Annotated in this window: 24 protein-coding genes; 9 read left to right on the forward strand and 15 right to left on the reverse strand. The window is 68.5% G+C overall.

Annotation, left to right across the window (positions count from 1 at the left end):
* Positions 1 to 15 precede the first annotated feature (15 nt).
* Genes HHUB_RS00005 through HHUB_RS00015 form a run of 3 tightly spaced genes read right to left on the reverse strand, consistent with a single transcriptional unit; the run spans position 16 to position 1,904 of the window.
* Positions 16 to 861, reverse strand: coding sequence for a Zn-ribbon domain-containing protein (locus tag HHUB_RS00005; RefSeq protein WP_059055069.1), 846 nt, complete (start codon positions 859 to 861; stop codon positions 16 to 18).
* Entirely contained in the window at positions 861 to 1,253 is a 393-nt protein-coding gene (locus tag HHUB_RS00010) for a DUF2073 domain-containing protein (RefSeq protein ID WP_059055071.1), read from the reverse strand. The genes HHUB_RS00005 and HHUB_RS00010 overlap by 1 nt, the downstream gene beginning before the upstream one ends.
* 6 nt (positions 1,254 to 1,259) lie before the next feature.
* Positions 1,260 to 1,904, reverse strand: coding sequence for an Era-like GTP-binding protein (locus HHUB_RS00015; protein ID WP_059055072.1), 645 nt, complete (start codon positions 1,902 to 1,904; stop codon positions 1,260 to 1,262).
* Positions 1,905 to 3,062: 1,158 nt separating this feature from the next.
* Between HHUB_RS00015 and HHUB_RS00020 the strand changes: the two genes are divergently transcribed.
* The gene (locus tag HHUB_RS00020; protein WP_059055073.1) at positions 3,063 to 4,559 is read left to right on the forward strand and encodes a Cdc6/Cdc18 family protein; all 1,497 of its coding nucleotides are present in this window, start codon (positions 3,063 to 3,065) and stop codon (positions 4,557 to 4,559) included.
* Positions 4,560 to 4,715: 156 nt separating this feature from the next.
* Here HHUB_RS00020 and HHUB_RS00025 read toward each other — a convergent pair whose 3' ends face one another.
* Complete coding sequence (locus tag HHUB_RS00025; protein ID WP_059055074.1) at positions 4,716 to 5,021, reverse strand: hypothetical protein; 306 nt, start codon at positions 5,019 to 5,021, stop codon at positions 4,716 to 4,718.
* A gap of 13 nt (positions 5,022 to 5,034) precedes the next feature.
* Positions 5,035 to 5,556 (reverse strand): DoxX family protein, encoded by a 522-nt coding sequence (locus tag HHUB_RS00030; protein WP_059058124.1) that lies wholly within the window; start codon positions 5,554 to 5,556, stop codon positions 5,035 to 5,037.
* 157 nt (positions 5,557 to 5,713) lie between these two features.
* Between HHUB_RS00030 and HHUB_RS00035 the strand changes: the two genes are divergently transcribed.
* On the forward strand, positions 5,714 to 6,088 hold the full coding sequence (locus HHUB_RS00035; RefSeq protein WP_197570628.1) for a winged helix-turn-helix domain-containing protein: 375 nt from the start codon (positions 5,714 to 5,716) through the stop codon (positions 6,086 to 6,088).
* Complete coding sequence (locus HHUB_RS00040; protein WP_059055076.1) at positions 6,085 to 6,360, forward strand: DUF7521 family protein; 276 nt, start codon at positions 6,085 to 6,087, stop codon at positions 6,358 to 6,360. The genes HHUB_RS00035 and HHUB_RS00040 overlap by 4 nt, the downstream gene beginning before the upstream one ends.
* A 58-nt stretch (positions 6,361 to 6,418) precedes the next feature.
* Here HHUB_RS00040 and HHUB_RS00045 read toward each other — a convergent pair whose 3' ends face one another.
* Positions 6,419 to 7,204, reverse strand: a complete 786-nt coding sequence (locus tag HHUB_RS00045; RefSeq protein WP_237582724.1) for a S26 family signal peptidase — start codon at positions 7,202 to 7,204, stop codon at positions 6,419 to 6,421.
* Positions 7,205 to 7,289: 85 nt separating this feature from the next.
* On the opposite strand from HHUB_RS00045, the gene HHUB_RS00050 reads away from it, so the two are divergent.
* The gene (locus HHUB_RS00050; RefSeq protein WP_059055078.1) at positions 7,290 to 8,960 is read left to right on the forward strand and encodes a DNA-directed DNA polymerase II small subunit; all 1,671 of its coding nucleotides are present in this window, start codon (positions 7,290 to 7,292) and stop codon (positions 8,958 to 8,960) included.
* Positions 8,961 to 9,190: 230 nt separating this feature from the next.
* On the opposite strand, the gene HHUB_RS16440 is transcribed toward HHUB_RS00050, so the two are convergent.
* Together HHUB_RS16440 and leuS are read right to left on the reverse strand one after the other, a co-directional pair.
* Complete coding sequence (locus HHUB_RS16440; RefSeq protein ID WP_157533960.1) at positions 9,191 to 9,364, reverse strand: DUF7535 family protein; 174 nt, start codon at positions 9,362 to 9,364, stop codon at positions 9,191 to 9,193.
* A gap of 50 nt (positions 9,365 to 9,414) precedes the next feature.
* Complete coding sequence (gene leuS, locus HHUB_RS00055; RefSeq protein ID WP_059055079.1) at positions 9,415 to 12,264, reverse strand: leucine--tRNA ligase; 2,850 nt, start codon at positions 12,262 to 12,264, stop codon at positions 9,415 to 9,417.
* 130 nt (positions 12,265 to 12,394) lie between these two features.
* Here leuS and HHUB_RS00060 point away from each other — a divergent pair, with 130 nt between their 5' ends.
* The gene (locus tag HHUB_RS00060) at positions 12,395 to 12,862 is read left to right on the forward strand and encodes a hypothetical protein (protein ID WP_059055080.1); all 468 of its coding nucleotides are present in this window, start codon (positions 12,395 to 12,397) and stop codon (positions 12,860 to 12,862) included.
* A gap of 13 nt (positions 12,863 to 12,875) precedes the next feature.
* On the opposite strand, the gene HHUB_RS00065 is transcribed toward HHUB_RS00060, so the two are convergent.
* From HHUB_RS00065 to lipA, 7 genes are all read right to left on the reverse strand, one after another.
* Positions 12,876 to 13,274 (reverse strand): Hsp20/alpha crystallin family protein, encoded by a 399-nt coding sequence (locus HHUB_RS00065; RefSeq protein ID WP_059055082.1) that lies wholly within the window; start codon positions 13,272 to 13,274, stop codon positions 12,876 to 12,878.
* Between the two features lie 212 nt (positions 13,275 to 13,486).
* Positions 13,487 to 14,293 carry a prephenate dehydratase gene (pheA, locus tag HHUB_RS00070; RefSeq protein WP_059055084.1) on the reverse strand — a complete coding sequence of 269 codons (807 nt, stop codon included), beginning with the start codon at positions 14,291 to 14,293 and terminating at the stop codon, positions 13,487 to 13,489.
* A gap of 57 nt (positions 14,294 to 14,350) precedes the next feature.
* Positions 14,351 to 15,775 carry a dihydrolipoyl dehydrogenase gene (gene lpdA / locus HHUB_RS00075; protein WP_059055086.1) on the reverse strand — a complete coding sequence of 475 codons (1,425 nt, stop codon included), beginning with the start codon at positions 15,773 to 15,775 and terminating at the stop codon, positions 14,351 to 14,353.
* A complete protein-coding gene (locus tag HHUB_RS00080; RefSeq protein ID WP_059055088.1) occupies positions 15,775 to 17,241 on the reverse strand; it encodes a 2-oxo acid dehydrogenase subunit E2 in 1,467 nt (488 codons plus the stop codon). The genes lpdA and HHUB_RS00080 overlap by 1 nt, the downstream gene beginning before the upstream one ends.
* Before the next feature lies 1 nt (position 17,242).
* A complete protein-coding gene (locus tag HHUB_RS00085; RefSeq protein WP_059055089.1) occupies positions 17,243 to 18,220 on the reverse strand; it encodes an alpha-ketoacid dehydrogenase subunit beta in 978 nt (325 codons plus the stop codon).
* A 1-nt stretch (position 18,221) separates the two neighbouring features.
* Complete coding sequence (gene pdhA, locus HHUB_RS00090; RefSeq protein ID WP_059058126.1) at positions 18,222 to 19,304, reverse strand: pyruvate dehydrogenase (acetyl-transferring) E1 component subunit alpha; 1,083 nt, start codon at positions 19,302 to 19,304, stop codon at positions 18,222 to 18,224.
* 271 nt (positions 19,305 to 19,575) lie between these two features.
* Positions 19,576 to 20,511, reverse strand: coding sequence for a lipoyl synthase (lipA, locus tag HHUB_RS00095; RefSeq protein ID WP_059055091.1), 936 nt, complete (start codon positions 20,509 to 20,511; stop codon positions 19,576 to 19,578).
* Positions 20,512 to 20,637: 126 nt separating this feature from the next.
* Here lipA and HHUB_RS00100 point away from each other — a divergent pair, with 126 nt between their 5' ends.
* From HHUB_RS00100 to endA, 4 genes are all read left to right on the forward strand, one after another.
* Entirely contained in the window at positions 20,638 to 22,050 is a 1,413-nt protein-coding gene (locus tag HHUB_RS00100; protein ID WP_059055094.1) for an MATE family efflux transporter, read from the forward strand.
* Positions 22,051 to 22,321: 271 nt separating this feature from the next.
* Positions 22,322 to 24,658 (forward strand): DEAD/DEAH box helicase, encoded by a 2,337-nt coding sequence (locus HHUB_RS00105; protein WP_059055095.1) that lies wholly within the window; start codon positions 22,322 to 22,324, stop codon positions 24,656 to 24,658.
* Positions 24,659 to 24,697: 39 nt separating this feature from the next.
* Positions 24,698 to 25,450 (forward strand): PDDEXK family nuclease, encoded by a 753-nt coding sequence (locus tag HHUB_RS00110; protein ID WP_059055097.1) that lies wholly within the window; start codon positions 24,698 to 24,700, stop codon positions 25,448 to 25,450.
* Positions 25,451 to 25,475: 25 nt separating this feature from the next.
* Complete coding sequence (endA, locus tag HHUB_RS00115) at positions 25,476 to 26,507, forward strand: tRNA-intron lyase (RefSeq protein ID WP_059055099.1); 1,032 nt, start codon at positions 25,476 to 25,478, stop codon at positions 26,505 to 26,507.
* Positions 26,508 to 26,509 lie beyond the last annotated feature (2 nt).

The raw sequence follows: 26,509 nt of genomic DNA on the forward strand, positions 1-26,509 counted from the left end.
GGGACTGCTCGCGCGCTACTCGTCGGTCTCCCACGCGTCCGGCACCTCGATGACGTACTGGCCGTCCTCCTGGAGCGCGATGATGTACTCCTGGCGGTCGTACAGCTCCATGAGGTTGAGCTCGTACTGGCCGGGCGCGACGATGCGGATGGACTCGAACTGGTCGTTGAGCTCCTGCCGGAGCTCGTCGAGGTCCGGGCGGTCCTCGGAGTCGTCGGGCTCCTTGACGACGCGGCCCTCGGCGGGCGCGTCCGGCAGCGAGTCCGTGTCCACGACGGAGCTCCGGGCGTCCGCCTGCGCGGCGTCTTCGCCGTCGGTCTCGGTGCTGGCGTCGATGGCCTCGGCGGGCTCGTCGCCCGACTCCTCGACCGCCTCGCCCCCCGTTTCGGGTGCGCTCGGATCGGCTTCGGCGTCGGGAGTGCCGGACGCGTCAGCAGTGGTCGCGTCGGCAGTGGCCGCGTCGGCGGCGTCCGCTGTGTCGGCAGCGTCCGAGGCGTCCGCAGCGTTGGCAGTGCTGGCGGTGTCAGCGCCGTCGGTGGTGGTAGCGTCATCGGCAGTGGCGGCGTCAGTCGCGTCCGTGTCCTCGGCAGACGTACGCGCTGCGGGGTCGGGGTCGCTGGTCACGGCGTCCCGGACCTTGTTCGCGGCGCGGCCGACCGCGCCCGCGACCGAGCCGCCCTCCGGCTCCGGTGGCTCGGGCGCGTCGGCGTCCGCGTCGGCTGGCGGGTCAGCGGGCTCGGACTCGGCGACGTCGCCGGGGTGGTACTGGAACTTGTTCCCGCCGCAGTCCGGGCACCCCGACAGCATCTCCTTGGAGCCGTCCGCGAAGACGTGCCCGCAGTTCGTACACTGGTGAGGCATTACTTGCGGGACACGAGCGCGCTGATGAGCGTCTCGTCCTTGTGGAGGGACTGAATCTGGTTCGCCGGTCCGACGACCGTGAGCTTCGACGTCGACTGCTTGCCCATCAGCCGGCCGAGCAGGCCGGTGTCGCTGGCCTCGGACTGCGGGAAGCTCTCGATCTCGATGCCGGAGAAGCCGTCCGGGTTGATTTCGCTCATCGTCACCTCGATGAGCTTCGACTCCTCGTCGGGAGTCAGGCCCGCTTCGAGGACGACGATTTTGCCGTCGCGGACGCCGTCCAGAATCATCCGGATCTTCTCCATGGACGTCTTCCCGGACATCCGCTCGGCGCTGATGAGATCGATTTGGACGCCGTCACCGGGTCCGTCGTCGCTCGTTGTTTCAGGCATCGTGGGTCACCCGAAGTACTCCGCGATCTTCTCGTAGACCTCGTCCATGTTCTCGCCCTCCAGCGCGGAGAGCGGAATCGTCTCGTGCTGGGGGAACGCGTTCGACACGCGCTGGATGTTCGAGCCCTCGAGGTCGGTCTTGTTCGCGAGGATGAGCACGGGCAGGTCGCGGCTCTCGATGATGCCGATGAGCATCGTGTTCACCTGCGTGAACGGGTCCTCGGTGGAGTCCAGCACGTAGATGACGCCGTCGACGTCCTCGCGCAGCCAGTGCATCGCCTCCGCGACGCCCTCGGTGGCCTCGCGGGAGCGACGCACGGCCTCGTCTTTCTCCATGTCGTGCTCGAGGAACTCCGAGTAGTCGACTTTCGTCGTCACGCCGGGCGTGTCGACGATGTCGATGTTGACGGTCTTCCCGTTGCGCTTGATTTCGACGTTCTCCTTCCTACGCGCGCGACGCGTCTCGTGCGGGATGTGGCTCTCCGGGCCGACCGCGTCGCCGGTCCAGTCGCGAGCGATGCGGTTCGCGAGCGTGGTCTTGCCGGCGTTCGGCGGGCCGTAAATCCCGATTCGTTTCGGTTCCGAGTCGTCGGCGAACAGGCTCGCCGACACCCGTGAGATGCTGTCTCTGAGTTCTGCGAACAGTCCCATCCTTGGCCTCCATACGCACCCCGCGCCTTGTATGCTTGACGCAGGATACGGACGGTTGCTACGGTAGAGCGGCCGAGCGGACTTAAACCTACGTCAGACGTATCGGCACGGAGATAGGTATTCGGACGGTCAGGTATGGAGTGATTCGGATGGGGTGGGACTGACAGAACAGAGCAGAGCGGAAGGAAACGAGGTGGGACGGAAGGGGTGGAACGGAATAGAGCGGAAGGAAACGGGACGAAACGGAACGGTTCGACGCGAAGCGGGCGGGTGCGTGAATGTGGGTTGACGAGAGCGCGTCAGCGGAGCCGGATGGAGACCGGTCGGGACTAGGCCGGACGGACCGGAACTGCGTGGGGAGTGCTAGCAGGAGCAGGCCGGAAGGCCCCCACCCCTTCGTTTCGAGTGGAAACGAGAGACGGAACGGGACCGTCGCCACAGAACAGGAGTTTCGACCGAGAACACGACTAGTCCTAGACCAGACCACGCCCACAAAATCCGGTTTAGGCTGTATTGCGGTTACTGTTTCTGAGTGTATTACTTAGTCTTTTCTCTCTCCTAGAACCAATCGTGTACTGGACCCCCTCCCCCGGTCTGTTTCGCCGTTCCACTCGAAACGAAGGGGTGGGGGGCGGACCCCTGTCCCCCACTCCGACCCCCCTGTTTCCGATGGAACCCGCAATACGCCGGGTCGAGACCACCCACTCCTCGGAACGTCTACCCCGAGCTGACTCTCACCACCGTTTCACCGCGCAGTCGAAACGCTCCCGCGGGACCCCTTCTCGCCGCTCACCTCGCTCGACAGAGATATTCTCTAGCACGCTCCGGTCGCGGTTCCGGAGCGAACGCCGGCTGCTCCTCCAGTAGTGCTACACTCCTCTCTTCGCCCACTCTCGCTCGTCTCTCCCCGTCTCGGGCGCACTTGCGCCGTCTCGCTCGCTGCCGCTCGTCTCCGACATCCCCCTGGCTTCGAGTCCGATTGTCAGTCACCGACCTGACCCCATCGAAACTTATTAGTCCCTCTCGTTTCCATTAGTTCATCTGCATCAACTGGAGCGCCCGGTCACTGAACCGCCTCGAACGCCCCGTTCGCGTCGGTCTGTGGCTTCCTCTCCGTGCGCGGCGCTCTCCACACGAAACGAAGGGGCTCCGCAAACTATGTCAGACGAACCGACGACGGACGGCCGACGCACTGCCGACCGGGACTTCGAGGTGGACCTCGACGACGTCCTCGAGGACGACGAGGACGGCGACGAGGGGCTGTTCGACGACCTGCTCAGCGGCGAGCCCATCTTCGAGAACAAGGAGGTGCTGCGCCCGTCGTACACGCCACACGAACTCCCGCACCGGAAAGACCAGATCAACAACATGGCGACGATTCTCGTCGCGGCGCTGCGCGGCGAGACGCCGTCGAACATCCTCATCTACGGGAAGACCGGGACGGGGAAGACCGCCAGCGCGAAGTTCGTCAGCCAGGAACTGGAACGGACCTCCCAGAAGTACGACGTCCCCTGCGAGGTCGAGTACATCAACTGCGAGGTCACGGACACCCAGTACCGCGTGCTCGCGCAGCTCGCGAACACGTTCATCGCGCAGAACCGGGCGTTCGTCGACGAGCGCGTCGAGGAACTGCGGGACCTCCGCGAGGCCGCCGAAGACGACCCGAGCGTCCTCGAATCCGACGACGACAACGACGACCACCTCGACTTCGACTCCCCGGAGGCCGTCGACGAGCACGTCGAGGCGCTGCTCGAGGAGAAGGCCGAGATGGACGACGTCCCGATGACGGGGTGGCCGACCGACCGCGTGTACGCCCGCTTCTTCGAGGCCGTCGACTACGTCGAGCGCGTCGCGGTCATCATGCTCGACGAGATCGACAAGCTCGTCGAGAAGTCCGGCGACGACACCCTCTACAACCTCTCGCGGATGAACTCCGAGCTGGAGAACTCCCGGGTCTCCATCATCGGCATCAGCAACGACCTGAAGTTCACCGACTTCCTCGACCCGCGCGTCAAATCCTCGCTCGGCGAGGAGGAGATCGTCTTCCCGCCGTACGACGCCAACCAGCTCCGGGACATCCTCCAGCACCGCTCGGAGGTGGCGTTCAAGGAGGACGCGCTCTCCGAGGACGTCATCCCGCTGTGCGCGGCGTTCGCCGCCCAGGAGCACGGCGACGCGCGGCGCGCGCTGGACCTCCTCCGGACTGCCGGCGAACTCGCGGAGCGCGACCAGTCGGACTCCGTCACCGAGGAGAACGTGCGGCGCGCGCAGGACAAGATCGAACTCGACCGCGTGGTCGAGGTCGTGCGCACGCTCCCCACCCAGAGCAAGCTCGTCCTGTACGCCATCCTCCTGCTGGAGGACAACGGCGTCCACAACGTGAACACGGGCGAGGTCTACAACATCTACAAGACCCTGTGCGACGAGCTGGACGCGGACGTGCTCACGCAGCGCCGCGTCACCGACCTCATCAGCGAACTCGACATGCTCGGCATCGTGAACGCGGTCGTCGTCTCGAAGGGCCGGTACGGCCGCACGAAGGAAATCTCGCTGTCGGTGCCCGTCGAGGAGACCGAGGCCGTCCTCGAAGCCGACTCCCGCCTCAGCGACATCGAGAACGTCACGCCGTTCGTGCAGGCGCGCTTCGACAACTGAGGCCCGTTCGACGTTCCACGGTTCCCGACCCCCTTCGTTTCCCGTCCACACACCACGACGACGTAGCGACGGCCGTCCACTCGAAACAGTCCCGTCCGGGACGAACTCGCGCTCACTTCCCGCAAAAGGGGGTCGAAAAGTCAGTTCTCGCCGCCGTCAGTCGCTGGGCTGCGTCTCGGGCGTCGTGCTACCGGTGCCGGAGCCGACGTGTGGCACGGCGAGCCGGTAGATCGCGTACACGAGCAGCACGAGCAGCGCCGCGACGACCAGCGCCGTCCGGATGTTCGGATCGATGGTCGGCTGGGCGATGACTTCGCCCGCGTCGTTGGTCGTGGCCGCCGGGCTGCGCGGCGCGCCGTCCAGCGTTTCTATCAGGCCGGTGACGACGATGCCCAGCAGCAGCAGGCCGCCGCTGAGGTACATCGCGAGTCTGTCCACGAGGTCGACGTCGTTGGATTGCATGTTCTGTCACCTCCTATCCGAGTAGGTACTTCAAGCGCGGTCTGTTCTGGACGAACTCGGTGCGCTCGACGACGGCGTCGAGACCGTAGTACCGGCCAGCGGCGAACACGATCATCGTCACGAACAACAGCAGACCCATGAGGTCGCCGTTGATGATGCCGGTGCCGAACTCGGCGTTCCCGACCCAGAACAGCGACATGAAGACCACGCCGCCGAACGAGGCCAGCCGAGTGAGCAGGCCGGCGACGAGCGCGAGCCCGATGAGCGTCTCGAATATCGGGACCATCGCCCCCATCAGGTCGGGGAACCCGCCGAGGAACGTGGCCACCGGGCCGAGCGTCGTGCCGTCCATCCCGTTCAAGTACGTCGCCGCGTACCCGTAGCTCAGTCCGCTGTCGAGGAGCTTCCCGATCCCGGAGTGGAGGAACCACCACCCCGTAATCACGCGAAGCATCGCGATCCAGTACGTCGCCCACGGCCCCGAGAGTTCGAAGTCGACCCCGTTCCTCAAGGGGGTAGCCGCGTCGTATGACATTCCCATCACCTCACGTGTGGAGGTAGTCGCTGCACCCCTATAACCCGGGCTGCGATTCCAACGCGGTAAGACGCGTTCCCAGATTCTGAGAAGGACGTTCCCGGACTCTGAAAATCGGACGACCAGTTAACTCCCAGTACCCCAGAGAGTCGTGGTGATGCGTGCTCCGCTCGGGACGGACGAGACGCCCGAACTCCAGGCCGTCCTCGACGCCCTGGACGACGAGGGATGCAGACGCATCATCGAGGCGCTCGACGAGCCGATGGCCGCCAAGGAGCTCTCCGAGGAGTGCGACATCCCGCTGTCGACGACCTACCGGAAGCTCGAACTCCTCACGGACGCCGCGCTGCTGGAGGAGCGGGCGGTGCTCCAGCCGGACGGCCACCACACGACGGAGTACGATCTCGTCTTCGAGGAGGTCGTCATCCAGCTGGACGAGGACCGCACGCTCGACGTCGGCGTCACGCGGCCGTCGCAGTCCACGGACGAGCGCCTCGAAACGCTCTGGGCGGAGGTGAGCAAGGAAACATGATAGACATCACGGTAGTCGTCGTCGCGTTGAAGACAGTCACGCTGCTGCTCGGCGGCGCGGTCACGTACTTCGCCACGAAGGCCTGGCAGCGAACCGGCTCGCCGGCGCTGCGGTCGCTGGCCATCGGCTTCGGGTTCGTGACCTTCGGGGCGCTGCTCGCGGGCATCGCCGACCAGGTGCTGGCCGTCGAGCGCACGCTCGCGGTGTTGACCGAGAGCGCGCTCACGGCCGTCGGGTTCGCGGTCATCGTCTACTCGCTGTACGTCGACTGACCACGCCCGAACGCCGAGTCCGCGCGGCCGGAGTGAAATGCGCGCGCGAGAAACTATACTACGTCACCGGCGCGAGCGCGACGCCGGACCCGTTCTCCGCGGTCGAATCAGCGCCGATAGCAGCCGGTCCGCCGCCACTCGCGCCGGCTGACGCAACGTCGGCGCTCGTCGTGCCCGGCGTAAGCGTGCCGGCGAACGTCAGCCGCACCCAGCCGAGGTACGGGATGCGGTACTCCGCGGTCCCCTTCACCCACGCGGGCTTGACGGGGCTGGAGATGCCCCGCGTCTGGTCGTAGTAGTCGTTCGTGACCGAGTTGTCGCCCTTCGTGATGAACCCGGCGTGGGGCGCGGGGCAGTTCCGGAGCTCCTCGCAGTTGTCGGCGTCCACGTACTCGGGGTCGGCCTTCGAGTACCAGTTCTCGCCGTCGTCGACCCAGAAGCGCGCGCGGTGTATCACCGGCGTCTCTCGGGCGTTGCCGTACGGCTGGTAGACGACGACGTCGCCGAGGCCGCCGAACTGCCGGTAGCCGTGGTCGGTGGCGTCTTGGTGGGTGACGACGCCGGTGTCGCCAGTGGCGTACTCGGGGGCGAACCGTTGTTCTTCCATCACGAACACGAGGTCGCCGCGCTCCATGTTCGGCTGCATGCTGCCGCTCTCGACGGCGACCAGCGGCGGCCAGACGCCGCTGACCGAGAACAACAGTAGGCCGACCATGGCGACGGTGAGGGCGCTGCTGGCGGCCTCGCGGACGAACATCACGGCACCGTGGTCGGTGCGGAGGAACCAGACGAGCGCGGCCCGCGGGCCGCCGCGGGGGTCGGGCACGTCGTCGCCGTTGGTCATCTACTGGGAGTTCGCCGCTCCCGCGTTTCAACTTTCCCCTCGCGGACCGCCACCCTTTTGCTCGCGCTCGCCGTGCTGACGTGGTGTGCCACGAGAACCCCCGGTCCGGGTCGTCCGCGAACTCACCAGCCGGGGGTACAACGCGGAACGCGAGGCCGTGACGCTGCTCGCGGGCGCCAGCGACCCCGCGGCCGCCGTCGAGCGCGCGGTCGACGCCGCGCCCGACGACGCGCTGACGCTGACCACCGACCACGTCCGCGAGGTGGTCGATGACGCGACGCCGAACGCCTCGGACAGCGAGGCCGACGCGTCGGGCGGCGACGCGCCGACCGCTCCGACCGAAACTGCCGCGGCCGCTACCGCCACGCAGTCCGCCGACCCCGGGCCGGAAGCGCCCACCGACGAGACGGCTTCCGCCACCGCTTCGACTGGAGCCACAGACGACGATATCCAGCCGACAGAGAGCACTACTCCAGTTGAAACGAAGGGGGTAAGCGAGGGGCAGAACGCGGCGGGGCGGCGGGACGGCCGCGACGCCCGCGACGACAGCCAGCGCAGCGTCGAAATCGACGGCGACATCACCGGCGAATCGACGGGGACCGGCGAGTACGCGGACTTCGTCGCGACGTTCCGCGACCGCTACGACCGCCTCTCGAAGAAACTCCGCGGCCGCGTCAACCACCGGCCGACGGACGCGCTCGACTCGATGCCCGGCGGCAGCGAGGCCGCGGTCGTCGGTATGGTCAACGACGTCCGCTCGACCGCCAGCGGCCATTGGCTCGTCGAGGTCGAGGACACGAACGGCGTCTTCCCGACGCTCGTGATGAAAGACCGCGACATCGCCGACCACGTCGACGAACTCCTCACGGACGAGGTCATCGCCGTCGAAGGGACGATTTCGGACGACGGCGGCATCCTGTTCGCGGACGAACTCCACTTCCCGGACATTCCCCGCACCCACAGCGCATCGACCGCGGACCGACACGTGCAGGCCGCGCTCGTCTCCGACGTCCACGTCGGCAGCCAGGAGTTCGCCGCGGACGCGTGGCAGGCGTTCGCCGACTGGCTCCACACCGAGGAGGCCGACCCCGTCGAGTACCTCCTCATCGCGGGCGACATGGTCGAGGGCGTCGGCGTCTACCCCGACCAGGACGAGGAACTGGACATCGTCGACATCTACGAGCAGTACGAGACGTTCGCGGAGCACCTCAAAGACGTCCCCGGGGACATGGAGATCGTGATGATTCCTGGCAACCACGACGCCGTCCGCCTCGCGGAACCCCAGCCCGCCTTCGACGAGGAGCTGCGCTCGATTATGAGCGCCCACGACGCCCGCTTCACCGGGAACCCCTCCACGGTCACCGTCGAGGGCGTCGACGTTCTGATGTACCACGGCGTCTCCATCGACGAAATCATCGCCGAGTACCCCGGCGACGACATCTCCTACGACAACCCCCACCGCGCGATGGAGCAACTGCTGAAGAAGCGCCACGTCGCCCCGCAGTTCGGCGGCCGCACCCGCGTCGCCCCCGAGAAGGAGGACTACCTCGTCATCGACGACGCGCCCGACGTCTTCCACACCGGCCACGTCCACAAGCTCGGCGTCGGCGGCTACCACAACGTCCGCCTCGTGAACTCGGGGTGCTGGCAACACCAGACGGAGTTCCAGAAGTCCGTCAACATCGACCCCGACGTCGCCACCGCACCCATCCTCGACTTGGACACGCTGGACGTGACCGTCCGCAAGTTCGCTTAGCCACTTTTTGCTGCGCTCGGTCGCTACCGCTCCCTCGCTTGCAAAAACTTGGGGAAAAAGCGCTCCTCCCTTCAGCCGCGCCCTCCGGGCGCGTTAGTCGGTCGTCGGCCCGCGCTCCCTACGGTCGCGCGGTGAGCCGCTCGTGCTGGCGGCTTACGAATCGCTGCGCTCCCCGTTCGCACGAACCGAGGCGCGTAGCGTCGTGAATGTCTGACTGTTCGGCGTCCCGCTTAGCTGGTGAGCCGCGTGACGAGCCAGATGACCGCGAGGAACGGCAACACCGGCAGCAGCAACACGAGCAGGCCCACCGCTATCGCGTAGCCGACCGCGCTCATCTCGGCGTTCGCCATCGAACGCGCGTGTCGTCGGACGCTCCGCGGCGCTTCGTCGTTCTCGTCGCTCATGTGTGGGCCTTCGCTGTCCGGCGGAAAAAGTCGTCCGGTAGACAGGACCGCTACGCGAGGTCGATGGCGGGGCGGAACGGCACCGCGCGGGACGCGCGCTCGGCGTCAGTCTCGGTCTCGGGGACGACGTCGATGTCGGCGTCGAACTGCCGGGCGAGGAAGCCCGCCGCGTTCTCGTAGACGTCCTGCTCGTCGACCTCGTCGAGCGCCGCCAGCTCGTCGTCGGAGCGCTCGCGGACGTCCGCCACGAGGTCCTGCACGAGGTCGTTGACCGCGTCGCCCTTCTCGCGCAGGCTCTCGTGTTGCATCACCTTCCCCATCACCGCGCCGACGTCCGTGCCGGTCTCGCGGACCGTCTCGTAGACGGTCCGCTTCCACGGCGCGGGCGTGAACACCGTAATCTGGTCGGGGTCGGTGTCGGTCACGTCGATGACCTCCCGCACGTCCTCGGTCAGCGACTCCACGAGCTGCTCCTCGACTTCCACACGCTCGGACTCCAGTTCGGGGTCGGCCTCCGGCCAGTCGTCCTGCCCGACGGGCTCGCCCGTGAGCTGTTCGTGGAGTTCGTTCGCGAGGAACGGCACGATGGGCGCCAGCAGGCGCAGTCGCGTCCGCAGCACCTCACGGAGCGTCCACCGCGCGCCGTCGCGGTCGAGGTCCGTGCGCTTGCGGTACCACGTCAGGTGCTCCTCGAAGTGGTAGAACGCCTCCTGGCTGGCGGCGCGCGTCTGGAACTCGTCCATCGCGTCGGTGGCGTCCCGAATCGTCGACTGGAGCTTCGACAGCAGCCAGCGGTCGATGCGCTGCAACTGGACGTCCTCGCGGTCGCCGACGCCCTCGGCGTTCTCGATGACGTCCTGCGCGCGCTCGTAGAAGCTCGCGAGCTGGTCCTGCGTGGTGCCGACCTCGTCGTCGCGCCAGTCGACGTCCTGCCACGGCTCCGCGGAGTTCAACAGCACGAACCGCACGGTGTCGGCGCCGTACTCCTCGATGGCCTCCGTGGGTAGCACGACGTGGCCCTTCGAGGAGGACATCGCGTCGCCCTCCAGCAGCACCATCCCCATCACGGTGATGCCCTCCGGCCACTTCGCCTCCTCGAAGAGGTCGGTGTGGTGGAAGAGGTAGAACGTGAGGTGATTCGAGATGAGGTCGTTGCCGGAGACGCGCTGGTCGACGGGGTACCAGTAGTCCCACTCCTCGCGGAGGTCCAGCGCTGTCTCGTCGGGGTCCTCGACGGCCTCGGCGCCGTAGAACAGCGTGTCGAAGAACTCGCGGTCCATCTCCTCCGGCGGCACGTCCTGCAGCCGGTGGGCGATGGTGTAGTAGGACATATACACCGTCGAGTCCGACAGCGGCTCGATGACGAAGTCGTCGTCCCACGGCAGGTTCGTGCCCAGCCCGAAGTTCCGGATGCAGGGCCACTCGTTGAGCCAGTCGACGGTGTGGTCCAGCTGGTCGCCCGCGCTGTCCGGGCGCGCGTCCAGCTGGCTAATCGCGTCGTGGGCGAGCTGCTTCCAGTCGTCGTCGCTGTACGTCAGGAACCACGTGTCCTGCTTGGCGACCTCGACGTCGCCGCCGCAGCGGCAGACGACCTCCTCGGAGAACTCGTACATCGAGTCGAACTCGCCGCTCGACTGGAAGTGCTCGGCCAGCTCGTCGCGGACGTCTTCCACGGTCGCGCCCGCGTACTCGTCGTACATGTCCTTCAGTTCGCCCGCGTGGAACTCGCGGTTGTACACCTCTTGGGTGGCCTCTTCGAGCGCGGGGTCGTCGCTCGATTCGATGCCGTGCTCCTCGACGGCCGCGCGCGCCGGGAACGGGTCGTCGTAGCCGTCCACGTCGATGATGGCCTTCGGCTGAATCTCCTCGACCTCGGCGGGGTCGATGCCGTACTCGCGCATCCGCTCGTCGTCTTTCTTGGCCTCCTGGAGGGCCATCCAGTCGTCCGGCGAGTGCGCCGGCACCGACATCACGACGCCGGTGGCGTTGTCCGCGTCCACGAAGTCCGCGGGCAGCACGAGCACGTCCTCGCCCGTGACGGGGTTGGTGACGCGCTCGCCGACCAGCGCCTCCCCGGTGAACCGGTCGAGAATCTCGACGTCGCGCTGCTGGAGGACGAGCTTCTGTGCGCCCTCGTCGCTGAGCAGCCACGTCTCGCCGTCCACGTTCGCCTCCACGTAGCTGGCGTCCGGGTCGATGTACGCGTTCGTCACGCCCCGCACCGTCTCCGGGCGCAGCGTCGCCATCGGCACTACGGTGTCGCCCTTCCGGAACTTCACGAGGGTGTACTGCTGGAACTCCGCCTCCTCGCCCTCCAGCAGGTCGTGGGTGGTGACGGGGTTCTCCTCGTTCGTGCAGTACTTCACCGGGTGGAGCCCCTTCTCCAGTCGGCCGTGGTCGCGCAGCGTCTCGTACTGCCACGTGACGAACTTCGAGTAGCGCTCGTCGTTGGTCGTGAACTCCCTCCGCCAGTCGATGCTGAGGCCGAGGGACTTCATGTTCTGCTTGTAGTGGTTCTCGATGAAGTAGCGCGCGAACCCCATCGGCGTCTCCAGCTGTTCGAGCTCGGACTCCGGGACGTTGTACGTGTCCCGCAGCACCGACATCTGCTCTTCCTCGCGCTCCTGGAGGCGGTTCACGGCGCCGACGATGGGCGTGCCCGTGACGTGCCACGCGATGGGGAACAGGACGTTGTCGCCCTGCAGGCGTCGGTAGCGGGCGTAGACGTCCGGCACCGTGTACGTGCGGGCGTGCCCGATGTGCATCCCACCGGAGGGATAGGGGTACGGGACCGTCACGAACGTCGCGTCCTCGTCGGGGTCGGGGTCGGCGTGGTAGCGGCCGCCGTCCTCCCAGCGGTCCTGCCACTTCCGCTCGACTTCCCGTGGCTCGTAGGTCATATCCGGTGTGACACTCTGCCGGGCCAAAAGCCCTCCCATAGTGACTGTCGCGCCCGTCGGGTTCCCGGCCGACCTCGCCGCGACCACCCCACGGAAACGCCTTTGCCGCCCCGGCGCCTCCGCCGAGCTCGTGGGCGAGTTCACCGACGCCGTGCACGCACGCCTCCGGGACGCGCTCGCCGCCCGCGACCCCGGCCGCGAGTGGACGACCGAGTGGTACGTCCAGCGCACGCCCGTCGACGTCGCCGGCGTCCCCGACGCCGACGCGCCGCTCGTGCTCGTGGAGGTGGAGATGCGGCGCGCCGACCCCGCGAACAACCCCGTGAAACTCGCCCGGCACGCCGCCGACGGCGCGTTCGACCGGCCGGTCGCCCTCGTGCACCTGTTCAGCGACTACTACGCGCTCGCGGACGGCGGCCACTCCTCGAAGCGCGAGAACGCCGAGTTCGTCGGCGGACTCGCCAGCGACGCGCTCGACGGCTTCGACTACCACGCCGTTGACCTCGCGCTCGCGCCGCCCGTGCGCGGCGACGACCCGCCGGCGGACTGGGAGGATGCGGTCGAGAACGCCGCCGACCGCGTCACCGACCGCGTCTGAGAAGAACGGGTCGCTACTCGATGTCGACGCTCGTGGACTCCTCGCTGGTGTGTACCTTCGGGAGTTCCACCGTCAGCACGCCGTTCTGGAAGGCGGCCGATGCCCCCGCTTCGTCGACTTCCTCGGGGAGCGTGACGCTCCGGGAGAGCGAGCGCTTGCTGCGCTCCCGGCGGACGTAGTTGTCCTCGCCCTCCTCGGTCTCCTCCTCGTGGCGCGCCTCGATGCGGAGCGTCCGGTCGCGGACCTCCACGTCGATGTCGTCCTTCTCGAAGCCCGGGAGGTCCGCGGTCACGACGAACTGGTCGTCCTCGTCCTCGACGTCGACCGCGAGCCCCCCGCCGGCGCGCTCCCGGGCGTCGTTCATCTTGTCCAGCAGTCGCTCCAGCTCGTCGAACGGGCTGCCTCGTGCCATATTCGACCGTTCACCGCGAATCCCAGAAAAGGTATTGGCCAGCCAAACTCGACAGCCGACGAGCATCCGCGAGCGCCAGCGGCGCTCGCGGTTCACCGCGCCGGAGGCGCGGGCGCCGAGGACCCCCGAAGGGGGTCCGACGGCGCTTTTTCCCCAAGTTTTTGCCGAGCGGGGTGCGCCTCCGGCGCACCCCCGCAGCGCAAAAAGTGGTTTCAGACGACGTGCTCGACGTCGTAGGAGCCGAGGCGGCGCACCCAGCCGTTCTCGGCGAGCGCTTCGATTTCTTCGAGGGCGGCCTGCGTGCGTTCCTCGTAGAGGCCGGCGTCGACGTCGATATGGAAGAGGTAGTCGCCGAGGCGCTCGCCGCTGGGGCGGGATTCGACGCGGGAGAGGTTGATGTCGCGGTCGGCGAACGGCTCCAGCAGTTCGAGCAGGAGGCCGGGGTAGTTCGCGTTGGGGTAGACGACGAACGAGGACTTGCCGCCGGCCTCAGAGCGCTCGCTGGGCGGCGCGACGACGAAGAAGCGCGTGGAGTTGCTGGACTTGTCCTGGATGTCGGAGGCGACCAACTGGAGGTCGCCGTCGGCGTTGTCCGGGTGCGCGATGCCGGCGACCGTGGGGTCCTCGCGCGCGATTTCGACGCTGCGAGCGGTGGAGGCGACGGGTTCGCGGTCCACGTCGGGGTAGTTCTCGTCGAGGTAGGTGCGACACTGCGCGAGCGCCTGCGAGTGGCTGGCGACGGTGTCGAAGTTCTCGCTCTGCGCGATGAGGGCGTGGCGAATCGGCGTGACGACTTCGCGGACGACTGCGAGGTCGACTTCCGCGAGCGCGTCCAGCGTCTCCGTCACCGAGCCCTCGATGCTGTTCTCGATGGGGACGACGCCGCGGTCGGCGTCGCCGTTCGCGACCGCGTCGGCGATGGCGCGGACGGACTCCACGAAGGAGATGCCGTCGTCGGTGACGGCGCTGGCGGCGCGGTGGGAGTACGTGCCGGTCGGACCGAGCGTGACCGTTTCCATGCGCTCGTGTACGCGGCGGAGGCGGGAAAAGACCGTCGGGGCGACAGAATTTGCGGGCTATCGGTTCAGCGTGTGGATGGCGTGGCCGAGCGCGTGCTCCGCGGCCTCCATCGTCGCCTCCGAGAGCGTCGGGTGGGTGTGGATGGTGGAGGCGACGTCTTCGAGCGTCGCGCCCATCTCGATGGCGAGCCCGAGTTCAGCAATCAGCTCGCTGGCCTCCGGGCCGACGATTTGCGCGCCGAGCAGGAAGCCCGACTCCTCGTCGGCGACGACGCGGACGAACCCGTCGCTGTCGCCCGTGGTGAGCGCGCGGCCGCTCGCGCGGAACGGGAACGTGCCGACCGCGGGCTCGAAGCCCTCCTCGCGCGCGTCGTCCTCGGTGAGACCGACGGTCGCGATTTCGGGGTCCGTGAACACCGCCGCCGGCACCGCCTGATAGTCCAGTGCCGCGGGCTCGCCGGCCGCGACCTCGGCGGCGACCTGCCCCTCCTTGCTGGCCTTGTGCGCGAGCATCGGGCCGGGCGCGACGTCGCCGATGGCGAAGACGTTCTCCACGTCGGTGCGCGCCTGCTCGTCGGTTTCGAGGCGGCCGTCGTCGTTCGGTTCGAGGTCGATGGCGTCCAGATTCAACGTGTCCGTCACGGGCTGGCGGCCGACCGCCACGAGCACCTTGTCGGTCTCGAACTCCGTGAGTTCGCCATCCTCGTCCTCGGCGGCGACGACGATGCCGTCGCCGGACTCCTCCCAGTGGTCGGCGGCGAGCCCGAACTCGAAGTCGATGCCGAGTTCCTCGGCGCGCTGTTTGACGGGCTGAGTGAGGTCGTCGGGGTAGCCCGCCAGCGCCTCGTCGAGCATCTCCACGACGGTGACGTCGACGCCGAGCTTCGCGAGCACGGTCGAAATCTCCATCCCGATGTAGCCCGCGCCCACCACGACGATGGAGTCGGGCAGGTCGTCCATCGCGAGCGCCTGCCGCGAGTCGAGGACGGGGTCGGCGTCGAACTCGAAGCCCGGCACCTCGATGGGCCGCGACCCCGTCGCGACGACGCAGTTCTCGTACTCGATGGTCTCCGAGCCCTGCCCCTCGCCGCCGTGGACGACGCGGAGCTTGTCGTTGCCTGCGAACTCCGCGCGCCCCTCCATGAGGTTGACGCCGCTGGCCTTGCAGAGCTTCTCGACGCCGCCAGTGAGCTGGTCGACGACGCCGTCCTTCCATTCGACCATCTCCCCGAAGTCCACGTCGGGGTCGGCGTAGACGCCCATCTCCTCGGCGTTGCCCGCGTCGTGGGCGACGTCGGTCGCCGTAATCAGGGCCTTCGAGGGGATGCAGCCGTAGTTCAGGCAGGTGCCGCCGTAGGCGTCCATCTCCACGAGCGTCGTGTCGAGGCCGAGCTGTGCGGCGCGAATCGCCGCGACGTAGCCGCCCGGCCCGCCGCCGACGACCGCCACGTCCGTTCCAGTGGATACGTCTCCAACAACCATTATTCGAGTAGTAGTAGTTCGGGGTCAGTCAGTCGCTCCATCACGTAGTTCGTGAACCGCGCGGCCTCCGCGCCGTCGATGACGCGGTGGTCGATGGACAGCGACAGCGGTAGCGTCTGCGCCGCCCGCACTTCGCCGTCCTCCGCGACCGGCCGCTCGTCGATGCCGCCCAGACCGAGAATCGCGGTCTCGGGGTAGTTGATGATGGGCGTCGCGTACTCGCCGCCGACCGCGCCGAAGTTCGTGATGGTGAACGTCCCGCCCTGCATCTCCTCGCGGCTAATCGAGCGGTCGCGGGCCTTCGCCGCGAGTTCGTTCACCTCCTCGGCGATGTCGAGGATGGATTTCTGGTCGACGTGCTTCACGACGGGCACCATCAGCCCGTGGTCGGTCGCCACCGCGACGCCGATGTTGTAGTCCTGCTTGAGTGCGATTTCCTCTTCTTCCTCGCGGAGTTCGGAGTTCAGAATCGGGTACTCCTTCAGCCCCGCGACGACCGCCTTCATCACGAACGGCAGGTACGTGAGCTTCACGTCCTGCTCGGCCGCGCGCTCCTTGAGCTTCGCGCGCGTCTCAACGAGGTCGTCGATGACCGCGGTGTCGTGGTGGGTGACGTGGGGCGCGGTGTACTTCGACTTGGCCATCTGCTCGCCGATGCTGCGCCGGACGCCGCGGTACGGTTGGGTCGTCTCGCCGCCCTCGACGAACGCCTGCTCGGGCGCGCCGGTCGTCGGTTCGCCCTGCGCGGCGGTGCCGCCCTCGGCGTACTCCTGGACCGCCTCGGCGGTGACGAACGCCTCGCCGTCGCGCTCCTCGGTCGCGGGCACGTCGTCGATGTCGACGCCGAGTTCCTTCGCCAGCCCGCGGGTCGCGGGCGCGGCGAGCGTCTTCTCGCGGCCCGCCGACTCCTGCCCGCCGGCGCCGCCCTCGGTGTGGTCGGCGGCCTGCTCGCCCACCGGCTCCACTGCGGAGCGCACCTCGTCCGGCGGCTCCTCCTGCGGCTCGGTCGCGTGGCCTTCCGCCGCCGCGCGCACGTCGCTCTCGGTCACGCGGCCGGACGGCCCCGTGCCCTCGACGGAATCGAGGTCGACGTCGAGTTCGCGCGCGAGCCGACGCACGCTCGGCGGCGCGAACGTCCGCGTCGACGCCTTCTCCGTCGCGGACTTCGACGCGGACTCGGGCTCCTCGGTGGCTTCTTCTTCCGGCTCTGTCGCTTCGGCGGCTTCGCCCTCCACGTCGAAGGTGACGATGACCTCGCCGACCGGGACGACGTCGCCCGCGTCGTAGTGCAGTTTCCGGACTGTGCCGTTCACCGGGGCGGGGACCTCGACGACCGCCTTGTCGGTCTCCACCTCCGCGACCGGCTGGTCCTCGGAGACGGTGTCGCCCTCCGAGACCAGCCAACTGACGATTTCGCCCTCCGCTACGCCCTCGCCGACGTCGGGTAGCTTGAACTCTCGTGCCATCTCAGAACTCCACGGTCTCCCGGATGCCCGACTCGATGCGCTCGGGCTCGGGCAGGTAGTAGTCTTCCAGCGCGGCCAGCGGGAACGGCACGTCGAACCCCGTGACCCGCTTCACCGGTGCCTCCTGGTGGAGCAGCGCCTCCTCCTGGAGCGTCGCCGTGATTTCGGCGCCGACGCCCGCCGTCTTCGGCGCCTCGTGGACGATGGCCGCTCGGCCCGTCTTCTCGAAGGACTCCACGATTGTCTCCTCGTCGAGCGGGCTCAGCGTCCGGAGGTCCACGACCTCCACGTCCACGTCGTCGGCCATGTTCTCTGCGGCTTCCAGCGTCGGCCGGGTCATCGCTCCCCACGTGAACACGGAGACGTCGCTGCCCTCGCGGCGCACCGCGGCCTCCCCGAGTTCGACCTCGTAGGGGCCGTCGGGCACCTCCTCGCGGAACGCGCGGTAGATTTTCTTCGGTTCGAGGAAGATGACCGGGTCGGGGTCCCGAATCGCCGCGACGAGCATCCCCTTCGCGTCGTGGGGCGTGCTCGGAATCGCGACCTTCAGCCCGGCCTCGTGGACGTAGAACGCCTCCTTCGACTCGGAGTGGTGCTCGGGCGCGCGGATGCCGCCGCCGAACGGCGCGCGCAGCACCATCGGACACGTGAACCGCCCGCGGGAGCGCGTGCGGAGCCGCGCCATGTGGCTCACGATCTGGTCGAAGCCCGGGTACATGAACCCCGAGAACTGGATTTCGGGCACCGGCTTCAGGCCGTAGGCGGCCATCCCGATGGCGGTGCCGACGATGCCCGACTCCGCCAGCGGCGTGTCGATGACGCGGTCCTCGCCGAACTCGTCGTACAGTCCCTCGGTCGCGCGGAACACGCCGCCGTTCTTCCCGACGTCCTCGCCCATCACGAGCACGTCGTCGTCCTCGGCCATCTCGTCGCGGAGGCCGTCCCGTACCGCCTGCACTAGCGTCAAGTTCTCTCCCATGTTAGTCCTCCAGTAGCGCTTCGTCGCCGTGTTCGGCGCGGATGGACTGGAACCACTCCAGTTGTTTCTCGAGCCGGCCGGGCATCTCCGCGTAGACGTTCTGGAACATCTCCACGGGGTCGGGCCGCGGCGTCTCCTCGGCGGCCGCGATGGCGTCCGCCACGCGGTCCTCGACGTCCTCCTCGATGTCCGTAATCGCCTCGTCGTCCAGCCGGTCGGTCCGCTTCAGGAACTTCTCGAGGCGCGGAATCGGGTCCTTCGCCTTCCACTTCTGGACTTCCTCCTCCTCGCGGTAGACGGAGGGGTCGTCGGCGGTCGTGTGCGCGCCGAAGCGGTACTGGACCGCCTCGATCATCGTCGGGCGCAGTTCGCCCTCCGCGGGGTCTTTGGCCTTCTCGACGGCCGCCTTCGTCACCGCGTACACCGCAAGCGGGTCCATCCCGTCTACCTGCACGCCCTCGAAGCCGTACGCCTCGGCCTTCTGCGCGAGCGTCTTCGACGCCGTCTGCTTCTCGCGGGGCACGCTGATGGCCCACTGGTTGTTGTTGCAGAAGAACACGTTCGGCGTGTCGAAGACGCCCGCGAAGTTCAGCCCCTCGTGGAAGTCGCCCTCGCTGGTCGCGCCGTCCCCGAAGTAACAGAGGAACGCCTTGTCCTCCTCGTCCTTGAGCTTCGACGCCCACGCCAGTCCCGTGGCGTGGGGAATCTGGGACGCGATGGGCACCGCGACGGTGAACAGGTTCACGTCCTCCGGGACGCGCGCGCCGTTCTCGTCGCCCATCCAGAGCCGCAGCGTCTGCTTCAGCGGGAGGCCCTGCACGAGCGAGGCGGCGTGCTCGCGGTAACTGGGCACCATCCAGTCGTCGCCGCCGAGCGCCATCGCGGAGCCGACCTGCGCGCCCTCTTGGCCCGACAGCGGCGGGTACGTGCCGATGCGACCCTGCCGCTGGAGGCTCACCGCCCGCTCGTCGAAGCGCCGAGCGAGCTTCATCGTCCGGTACATCTCCACGAGCTCGTCGTCGTCGAGGTCCGGGACCTCGGCGCCGTCGACGACCTCGCCGTCCTCGTCGAGCACCCGTACCATGTCGTCGGGTTCTCGGTGCACGGTCGCAGTCACGGGTACCCCCGTCCTGACATGTGCGGAGAATCGCCCCGTGCGACCATATGATTTTCGTAACGGTCTTTCTAGCGGGTTACCGTCGCGGCATTTTTCACAACTCACGTTCACAACTTCCCGAGGTAAATCGCTGAACGTTCGACACTGAACTCGAAAACTGGGCGGACAGCCACCCTACGCGAAGTATTGCCGGATTCTGTCTCCGTCCAGCGGCCCGGTGACCCGGTCCCTCGTTCAGTCAGTCGGAGGCCGCCCTTCGGGCGTCCTCCCGCGCCTCTTCGATGCTCTTGCCCTCCCGCAGCACCGCGTCGACGAACAGCTCGCCCGCCTTGTACGACGACCGCACCATCGGACCCGAGGCGCAGTAGAGGAAGTCGAACTCCTCCTCGGCGACGCGGCGCCACGTCTCGAACTTCTGGGGGTGGACGTACTCGGCGACGTCCAGATGGGAGCGCGACGGCTGGAGGTACTGGCCGAGTGTCACGACGTCCACGCCCACCTCGCGGAGGTCGCCCAGCGTCTGGTAGACCTCGTGGTCGTACTCGCCGACCCCGAGCATCACGCTCGTCTTCGTGTAGATGTCGGACTCGCGGTTCACCTGGTCGAGCACTTTCAGGGACTGCTCGTAGCCCGCGCGGCGGTCTCGCACCGGGAACTGGCGGCGCTCGACCGTCTCGACGTTGTGCGCGATGACGTCCGGGTTCGCGTCGATAATCTTCCGGACGAGGTCCTCTTCCCCTTGGAAGTCCGGAATCAGCACTTCCACCAGAATCGAGGGGTCGCGGGCCTTGATTTCCCGGATGGTTTGGGCGAAGTGGCCGGCGCCCTGGTCGTCGAGGTCGTCGCGGTCGACGGAGGTGAGGACGACGTAGTCTAGGCCGATTTCCGCGACCGACTCCGCGACGTTCGCCGGCTCGTCGGGGTCCAGCGGCTCCATCCCGCCGGTCTGGACGTCGCAGAAGTTACAGCCCCGCGAGCACCGGTCGCCCATCAGCATGAACGTCGCGGTGCCCGGGCCGTCGCGGCCGCTCCAGCACTCCCCCATGTTCGGGCACGAGGCCTCCTCGCAGACCGTGTGGAGGTCGTGGCCCCGGAGCGTCTCCTTGATGTCCGTGAATCGCTCTCCGGACGGCGGCCGCATCTTCAGCCAGTCCGGCTTCCGCCGACTGCTCATGCACCTTCCTTCGCGGGGGACTGCAAAAACTGTGGGGTTCGGGTGCCCGGAGCCGTGTTGTGCGAGCGCATCCCATACGTTAAAGAGGGGTGAGAACCGACTTTCAAACCACCTCGAAACAGCAAAATGTTTGACATATCTCGCGAGGAGATAACCGACGGGCCGCTCACGCGCGCCCTCCTCTACGTCGCCGCACCGCTGGTCGTCCAGCAGTACGTCGTCGTCCTCCAGCAGGTCGTCGACGCGTTCTGGCTCGGCCGCGTCAGCGAGCAAGCGGTCGCCGCGGTCGGCCTCGTCGCGCCGGTGCTCGCGCTCCTCACGCTCGGTAACCACGTCGCGCTCACCGGCGGGCAGGTGCTCGTCGCCCAGCACGCCGGCGCGGAGAACGACGGCGACGCCCGCCGCGCCGCCTTCCACGCCATCCTCGTCGCGCTCGCGCTCAACCTCGTCGCGCTCGCGCTGGCGTACCTGTTCGCCGCCGACGTGCTCGCGCTGTTCGACCCCGGCGAAGTCGTCGTCGAACTCGGCGCGCTCTACCTCGTCGTCGTCCTCGGCGGGATGGTGTTCGGCGGGATGAGCGACGCCATCGAGGGCGCGTTCGTCGGCTGGGGAGACTCCCGCGCGGCGCTCGTCGTCAACGCCGTCGCCGTCGCCGTCAACGTCGTCCTCGACCCGTTCCTCGTCGTCGGCTGGGGCATCCCCGGCTTCACCGGCTACGGCATCCTCGGCGCCGCGCTCGGCACCGCCGGTGGCTACGTCGCCGGGTTCGCCGTCGCCGTCGCCGTCGCCACCACGGACTTCACCGATTTCGCGTACACGCGCGAGGCGATGCAGTTCCGGCTCGACTCGCTGCGGGAAGTCCTCGAAGTCGGCGTGCCGAAAGCCGGCCAGGAGGGCGGCCGACAGACCGCCCGCCTCCTCATGGTCGCCATCGTCTCCGGCGTCGGCGGGAGCGCCGGCCTCGCCGCGTACACCGTCGGCATGCGCATCTCCACGCTCGCGTTCGTCCCCGCCATCGCCGTCGGCAGCGCGGTCGCCAGCGTCGTCGGTCAGAACCTCGGCGCCGAGCGCCCCGCCCGCGCGACCCGCGCGACGTGGCTCGCCGCCGGCGTCGCGACCGTCGGCCTCGCGGTCGTCGGCGTCGCCCAGTTCCTGATTCCCGGCCTCATCACGGACGTGTTCGCGCCCAGCCTCGACGGCGACGCGCTCACGTACACCGTCGCGTACCTCCAGATTCTCGCGGTCGGCTACTGGGCGTTCGGCCTCATCTACCCTCTGCAGGGCGGCTTCAACGGCGCCGGGAAGACGCAGGTGTCGATGGTCGCGACGATGCTCCAGTACTGGGTCGTCCGGCTCCCCATCGCGGTCGTCGGCGCCTACGTCGTCGTGCTCTCCGTGCCCGTGTACGCCGCGTTCTGGGCCATCACCGTCTCGAACGTCGTCGCCGCAATCGGCGTCACCGTCTACTTCTACTACTCGACGGACCGCGGCCTCCTCGAACGCGTCGCCTCCACGATGAGCGCCGACGCCGCCGACTGAATGCGCGCCTCGCCGCTCGCGGGTCGCTTCGCTCGCGGCTCCTGTTGGTCGCCGCTCGTCGTCCTGTGCCCTCCCTGCGGTCGGGCACACGCTCCCCGCTCGCCATATCCGTGAGTCTCGGTCGTTCGCTTCGCTCACTCCCTCCGACTCACGCCGCTCACGGCTCCCGCTGGTCGCCGTTCGCATTTCCGCGGTTCTCGCTCACTTCGTTCGCTCCGAACCGCGCCACTAAGGAAACGCCTATCCGCAACCCTCCCCTCCCCAACTGGTGATGGAAGTCGCCGAGGTCGTTCCCGAGTTCGCCGACGCCTTCCCCTTCGACGAGTTCAACGAGATGCAGCGCGAGGCGGTGCCGGCGCTCGTGAACTCCGAGGCCAACGTCGTCGCGTCCGCGCCGACGGGCAGCGGGAAGACCGCGCTCGCGGAGCTGGCCATCTGCCAGACCCTCGACGCCGGCGGCACCGCGGTGTTCGTCGCGCCCCTGCGCGCGCTCACCAACGAGAAGGAATCGGAGTGGGAGCGCTTCGAGGAACTGGGCTACTCGGTGTACGTCGTCACTGGGGAACGAGACCTCAACCCCCGGCGCGCGGAGCGCGCGGACGTGCTCGTGATGACCCCCGAGAAGGCCGACTCCGCAACGCGGAAGCACGACTCGCCGCGGTACTCGTTCGTCACGGACGTCGACTGCGTGGTCATCGACGAGGTCCACCTGCTCGACTCCGAGAAGCGCGGGAGCGTCCTCGAAGTCGTGGTGTCGCGCTGGCGGCGGCTCTGCGACCCGCGCGTGGTCGCGCTGTCGGCGACGATGCCGAACATCGACGACGTGGCGGCGTGGCTCGACGCGGAGCCGGAGACCACCTTCGAGTTCGGTGACGACTACCGGCCCGTGGACCTCCACGCGGGTGTGCGGACGTACACGCACGGCGACAACCCGTTCGCGGACAAGTACCGCCGGCTGTTCACGACGCTGGACCTCGCCGAACCCCACCTGCGCGAGGACGGGCAGGCGCTTGTGTTCGTCTCCAGCCGGCAGGACACCGTGCAGGCCGCGAAGAAGACCCGAGACGAAATCGGCGAGCGCGATATCCCGGTGGGCTCGCGGGGCGACTACGAGTTCCACACCGAGACCGAGGAGCTGGACAACGCGACGCTCCGCAAGTCCGTGCTGGACGGCGTCGCGTTCCACCACGCCGGGCTCTCCACGAACGACAAGAACCTCGTCGAGGAGTGGTTCCGCGAGGGCAAAATTCGAATCTTGTTCTCGACGTCGACGCTGGCGTGGGGCGTCAACCTCCCCGCGCGCTGCGTCGTCATCCGGGACACGAAGCTCCACGACCCCCTCGAGGGCGAGGTGGACATGAGCCCGCTGGACGTCCTCCAGATGCTCGGGCGCGCTGGCCGGCCGGGCTACGACGACGTCGGCTACGGCTGGGTGGTCTGCGACGAGTCGGACGCCGACATGTACCGCAACCTCCTCCGCGAGGGCAAGGAAATCGAGTCGCGGCTCGCCGGGAACCTCGCCGAGCACCTGAACGCGGAAATCGCGATGGGGACGATTCGCGGGCTCGGCGACGTGATGGACTGGCTGGAGACGACGTTCTACTACCAGCGCGCCCGGTCCGAGCCCGACGACTACGACTTCCCGGGGCTCCGGGACCGCGTCCGGGACACCTTAGACGACCTCGTCGAGGAGGGGTTCGTGGAGACCGACGACGACCTCGGGCTCTCCGCGACCCGGCTGGGCGTGCTCGCGTCCACCTACTACCTCCGCTTGGACACCGCCCGCGAGTTCCGCGACGTGGCGGACGGTGACGGCGACGCCGACAGCGTGCTCCGCGCGGTCGCCAGCGCCGGCGAGTTCGACAGCGTGAGCGCGCGCAAGTCCGAGCGCGACGCCGTCGATAGAATCGTCGGCAGCGAGGCCGACGACCTCGACTCCGGCCCGCGGAAGGTGCTCGCGATTCTGCGCGCGAGCATGGACGGCTCCATGCCGCCGGAACTGCGCTCGGACGCGTGGGTCATCAAGCAGAACGCGCTCCGCCTGCTCGCGGCGCTGGGCGCGTTCTTCGAGCGCTACGACGATCCCGCGGGCGCGAACGTCGCCGCGCGCCTCGAAGCCCGCATCGACACCGGCGTCCCCGAGGACGCGGTCGGCCTCACCGCGCTTGACGGGGTCGCCGCGGGCCGCGCGCACAAGCTCGCCGACGAGGGCATCGAGACGCCCGCGGACGTCCGCGAGGCTGGCACGGACGGCCTCGAAGCCGCCGGCCTCGGCCCCGGAGTCGCCGAGAGCGTCCACGAGCAGGCCGCCGGGATGCCCGACGTCCTCGTCGACTGGAGCGACCTCCCGGACAGCATCGCGGCCGGCGACAACCAGATGTGCGAGGTCGTCGTCCGCAACGCGGGCGGCGGCGCGGCCGCAGGCGTCGCGGTCACGGTCAACGACGTCGAGATGACTGAGACAACGGGCTACCTCGACGACGAACTTTCGGTTCCCGTGGGCGTGTTCGGCGCCGATGCGGACGAACTCGAATTCGAAGTCACCGTCTCTTTCTCCGATCTCCCGCTGCTCCCCGTCACCGAGACGCGGACCGTCCGCGTGGAGTAGCGCGTAGGTTCAAGTACCAAACCGGGACCAATCCGGGCCATGCAGGACGCGATTCGCGTGCTCGCTGGCGAGTGTGCCGTCCGCTACGAGAGCGACGGTCGAACCGAACGCGACCTCCGCGGTGACGTCGTCGTCATCGTGAAACCCGACGACACCGTGCTCGTCCACGACGCGGACGGCTACCAGCCCGCGGCGTGGCTCACGCGCCCGGGCGTCGTCCGGTACACGCGGGACGCCCGCGGGTTCCGCATCGACGCGGCGGACGGCGACGAGCGGCTCGTCGTGGAGAGCGCGACCGAGCACGGCGACGCCCACTATCCCGCGTCGCCCGCCGGGCCGCCGGTCGGCACGTGCGAGTGCGACGGCACGCTCGTCAGGGACGGCGGGCGCGTCGTCTGCATCGACTGCCGGACGAGCTACGCGATTCCGCGGGACGCCGCCGTCGTGGACGAGCCCTGTCCGGACTGCGGGCTCCCCCAGTTGCGGGTGGAGCGCGGCGGCGAGGTGACGGCGTGTCTGGACCGCGACTGCACGCCCATCGCCGACGTCGTCGCCGAGCGCTTCGACGGCGCGTGGGCGTGTCGGTGTGGCGCGCCACTCGAAATCGAGGCCGACCGGGGCCTCCACGCGGCCTGTCCGGACTGCGACGCCAGCTACCGGCTGCCCCGCGGGACCGTGGACGGCACCTGCGAGTGCGGACTACCGGCCTTCGAGACGCCGAGCGGGCCGCGCTGTCTCGACGGCGACTGCGGGCAGGCACTGACCGCGGGCGGGCGCGACCGCAACAGTTGAACGTCGGGCGCGCGACGCTCCCGGTATGGACGGCGAGCTACACGGCGACGAGGTCCGGGTCGGCGGCGACGCCCGCCAGCGGTTCCACGACGCCCGCGGCTACGGCCACCCGCTCGACGGCAACGCCATCGCGCTGTCGGTCGTGGAGGCCGCCCACCTGCTGTTCCGCGGCGACCTCGACGCCGTCGACGGCGCGGGGTTCCGGGACTTTTTCGCCGACCGCGGCGCCGGCTTCGCCGCGCGCTTCCTCGTCTACGCGGACCTCCGCGACCGCGGCTTCTACCTCGCGCCCGACCGCCAGCCGTGGTGGGACGACCCGGGCGACGGCGACTTCGTCGTGTTCCCGCGCGGGAAGGGGCCCGGCGACGGCGTCGTGAAACACCGGATTCGCGTCGTCGACGAGCGCGCGACCATCCCCGCCGGCGACCTCGGCGACGTCGTGCTCGCGGTCGTCGACGAGGAGAGCGAAATCACGTACCTCGACGTGACCGCCACCGAGCCCGACGGCGACACCGACTTCACCCCGCCGACGGACGTCCGCGGCACGCTGCTCGAAGACCGCGTGCTCGTCTGGGACGCGCCCGGCGAACTCCACGAACAGGGGTTCTACGGGCAGCCGCTCGGCGGCCGCGCGGCCGAGTACGACGCGCTCCAGCTCTCGCTGCTGGAGGCCGCGTACCTCGCCGCGCAGGGCGTCCTCGACCTCGGGGACGACGACGTCGAGGCGGTCGTCGAGCGCGGCCGCGCGGGCGAGGCCGATCGCTTCGACCGCCGGCTGCGCGTCTACCGGGCGCTGCGCGACCGCGGGATGGTCCCCAAGACCGGGTTCAAGTTCGGCGCGGACTTCCGCGTGTACAGCGAGGTCGAGTCCGTCGATGACCTCGGGCACTCGGAGTTGCTCGTGCGCGTGCTCCCCGACGATGTCGTGTTCGCGCCGCGGGACCTCTCGCTGGACGTGCGCCTCGCCCACGGGGTCCGGAAGCGAATGGTTTTTGCGCTCGACAATCCCAGTGCGGACACGATTCGCTGGCTCTCCGTGAGCAGGCTCACTCCCTAACT

Source organism: Halobacterium hubeiense (genome assembly GCF_001488575.1).
Taxonomy (GTDB): domain Archaea; phylum Halobacteriota; class Halobacteria; order Halobacteriales; family Halobacteriaceae; genus Halobacterium; species Halobacterium hubeiense.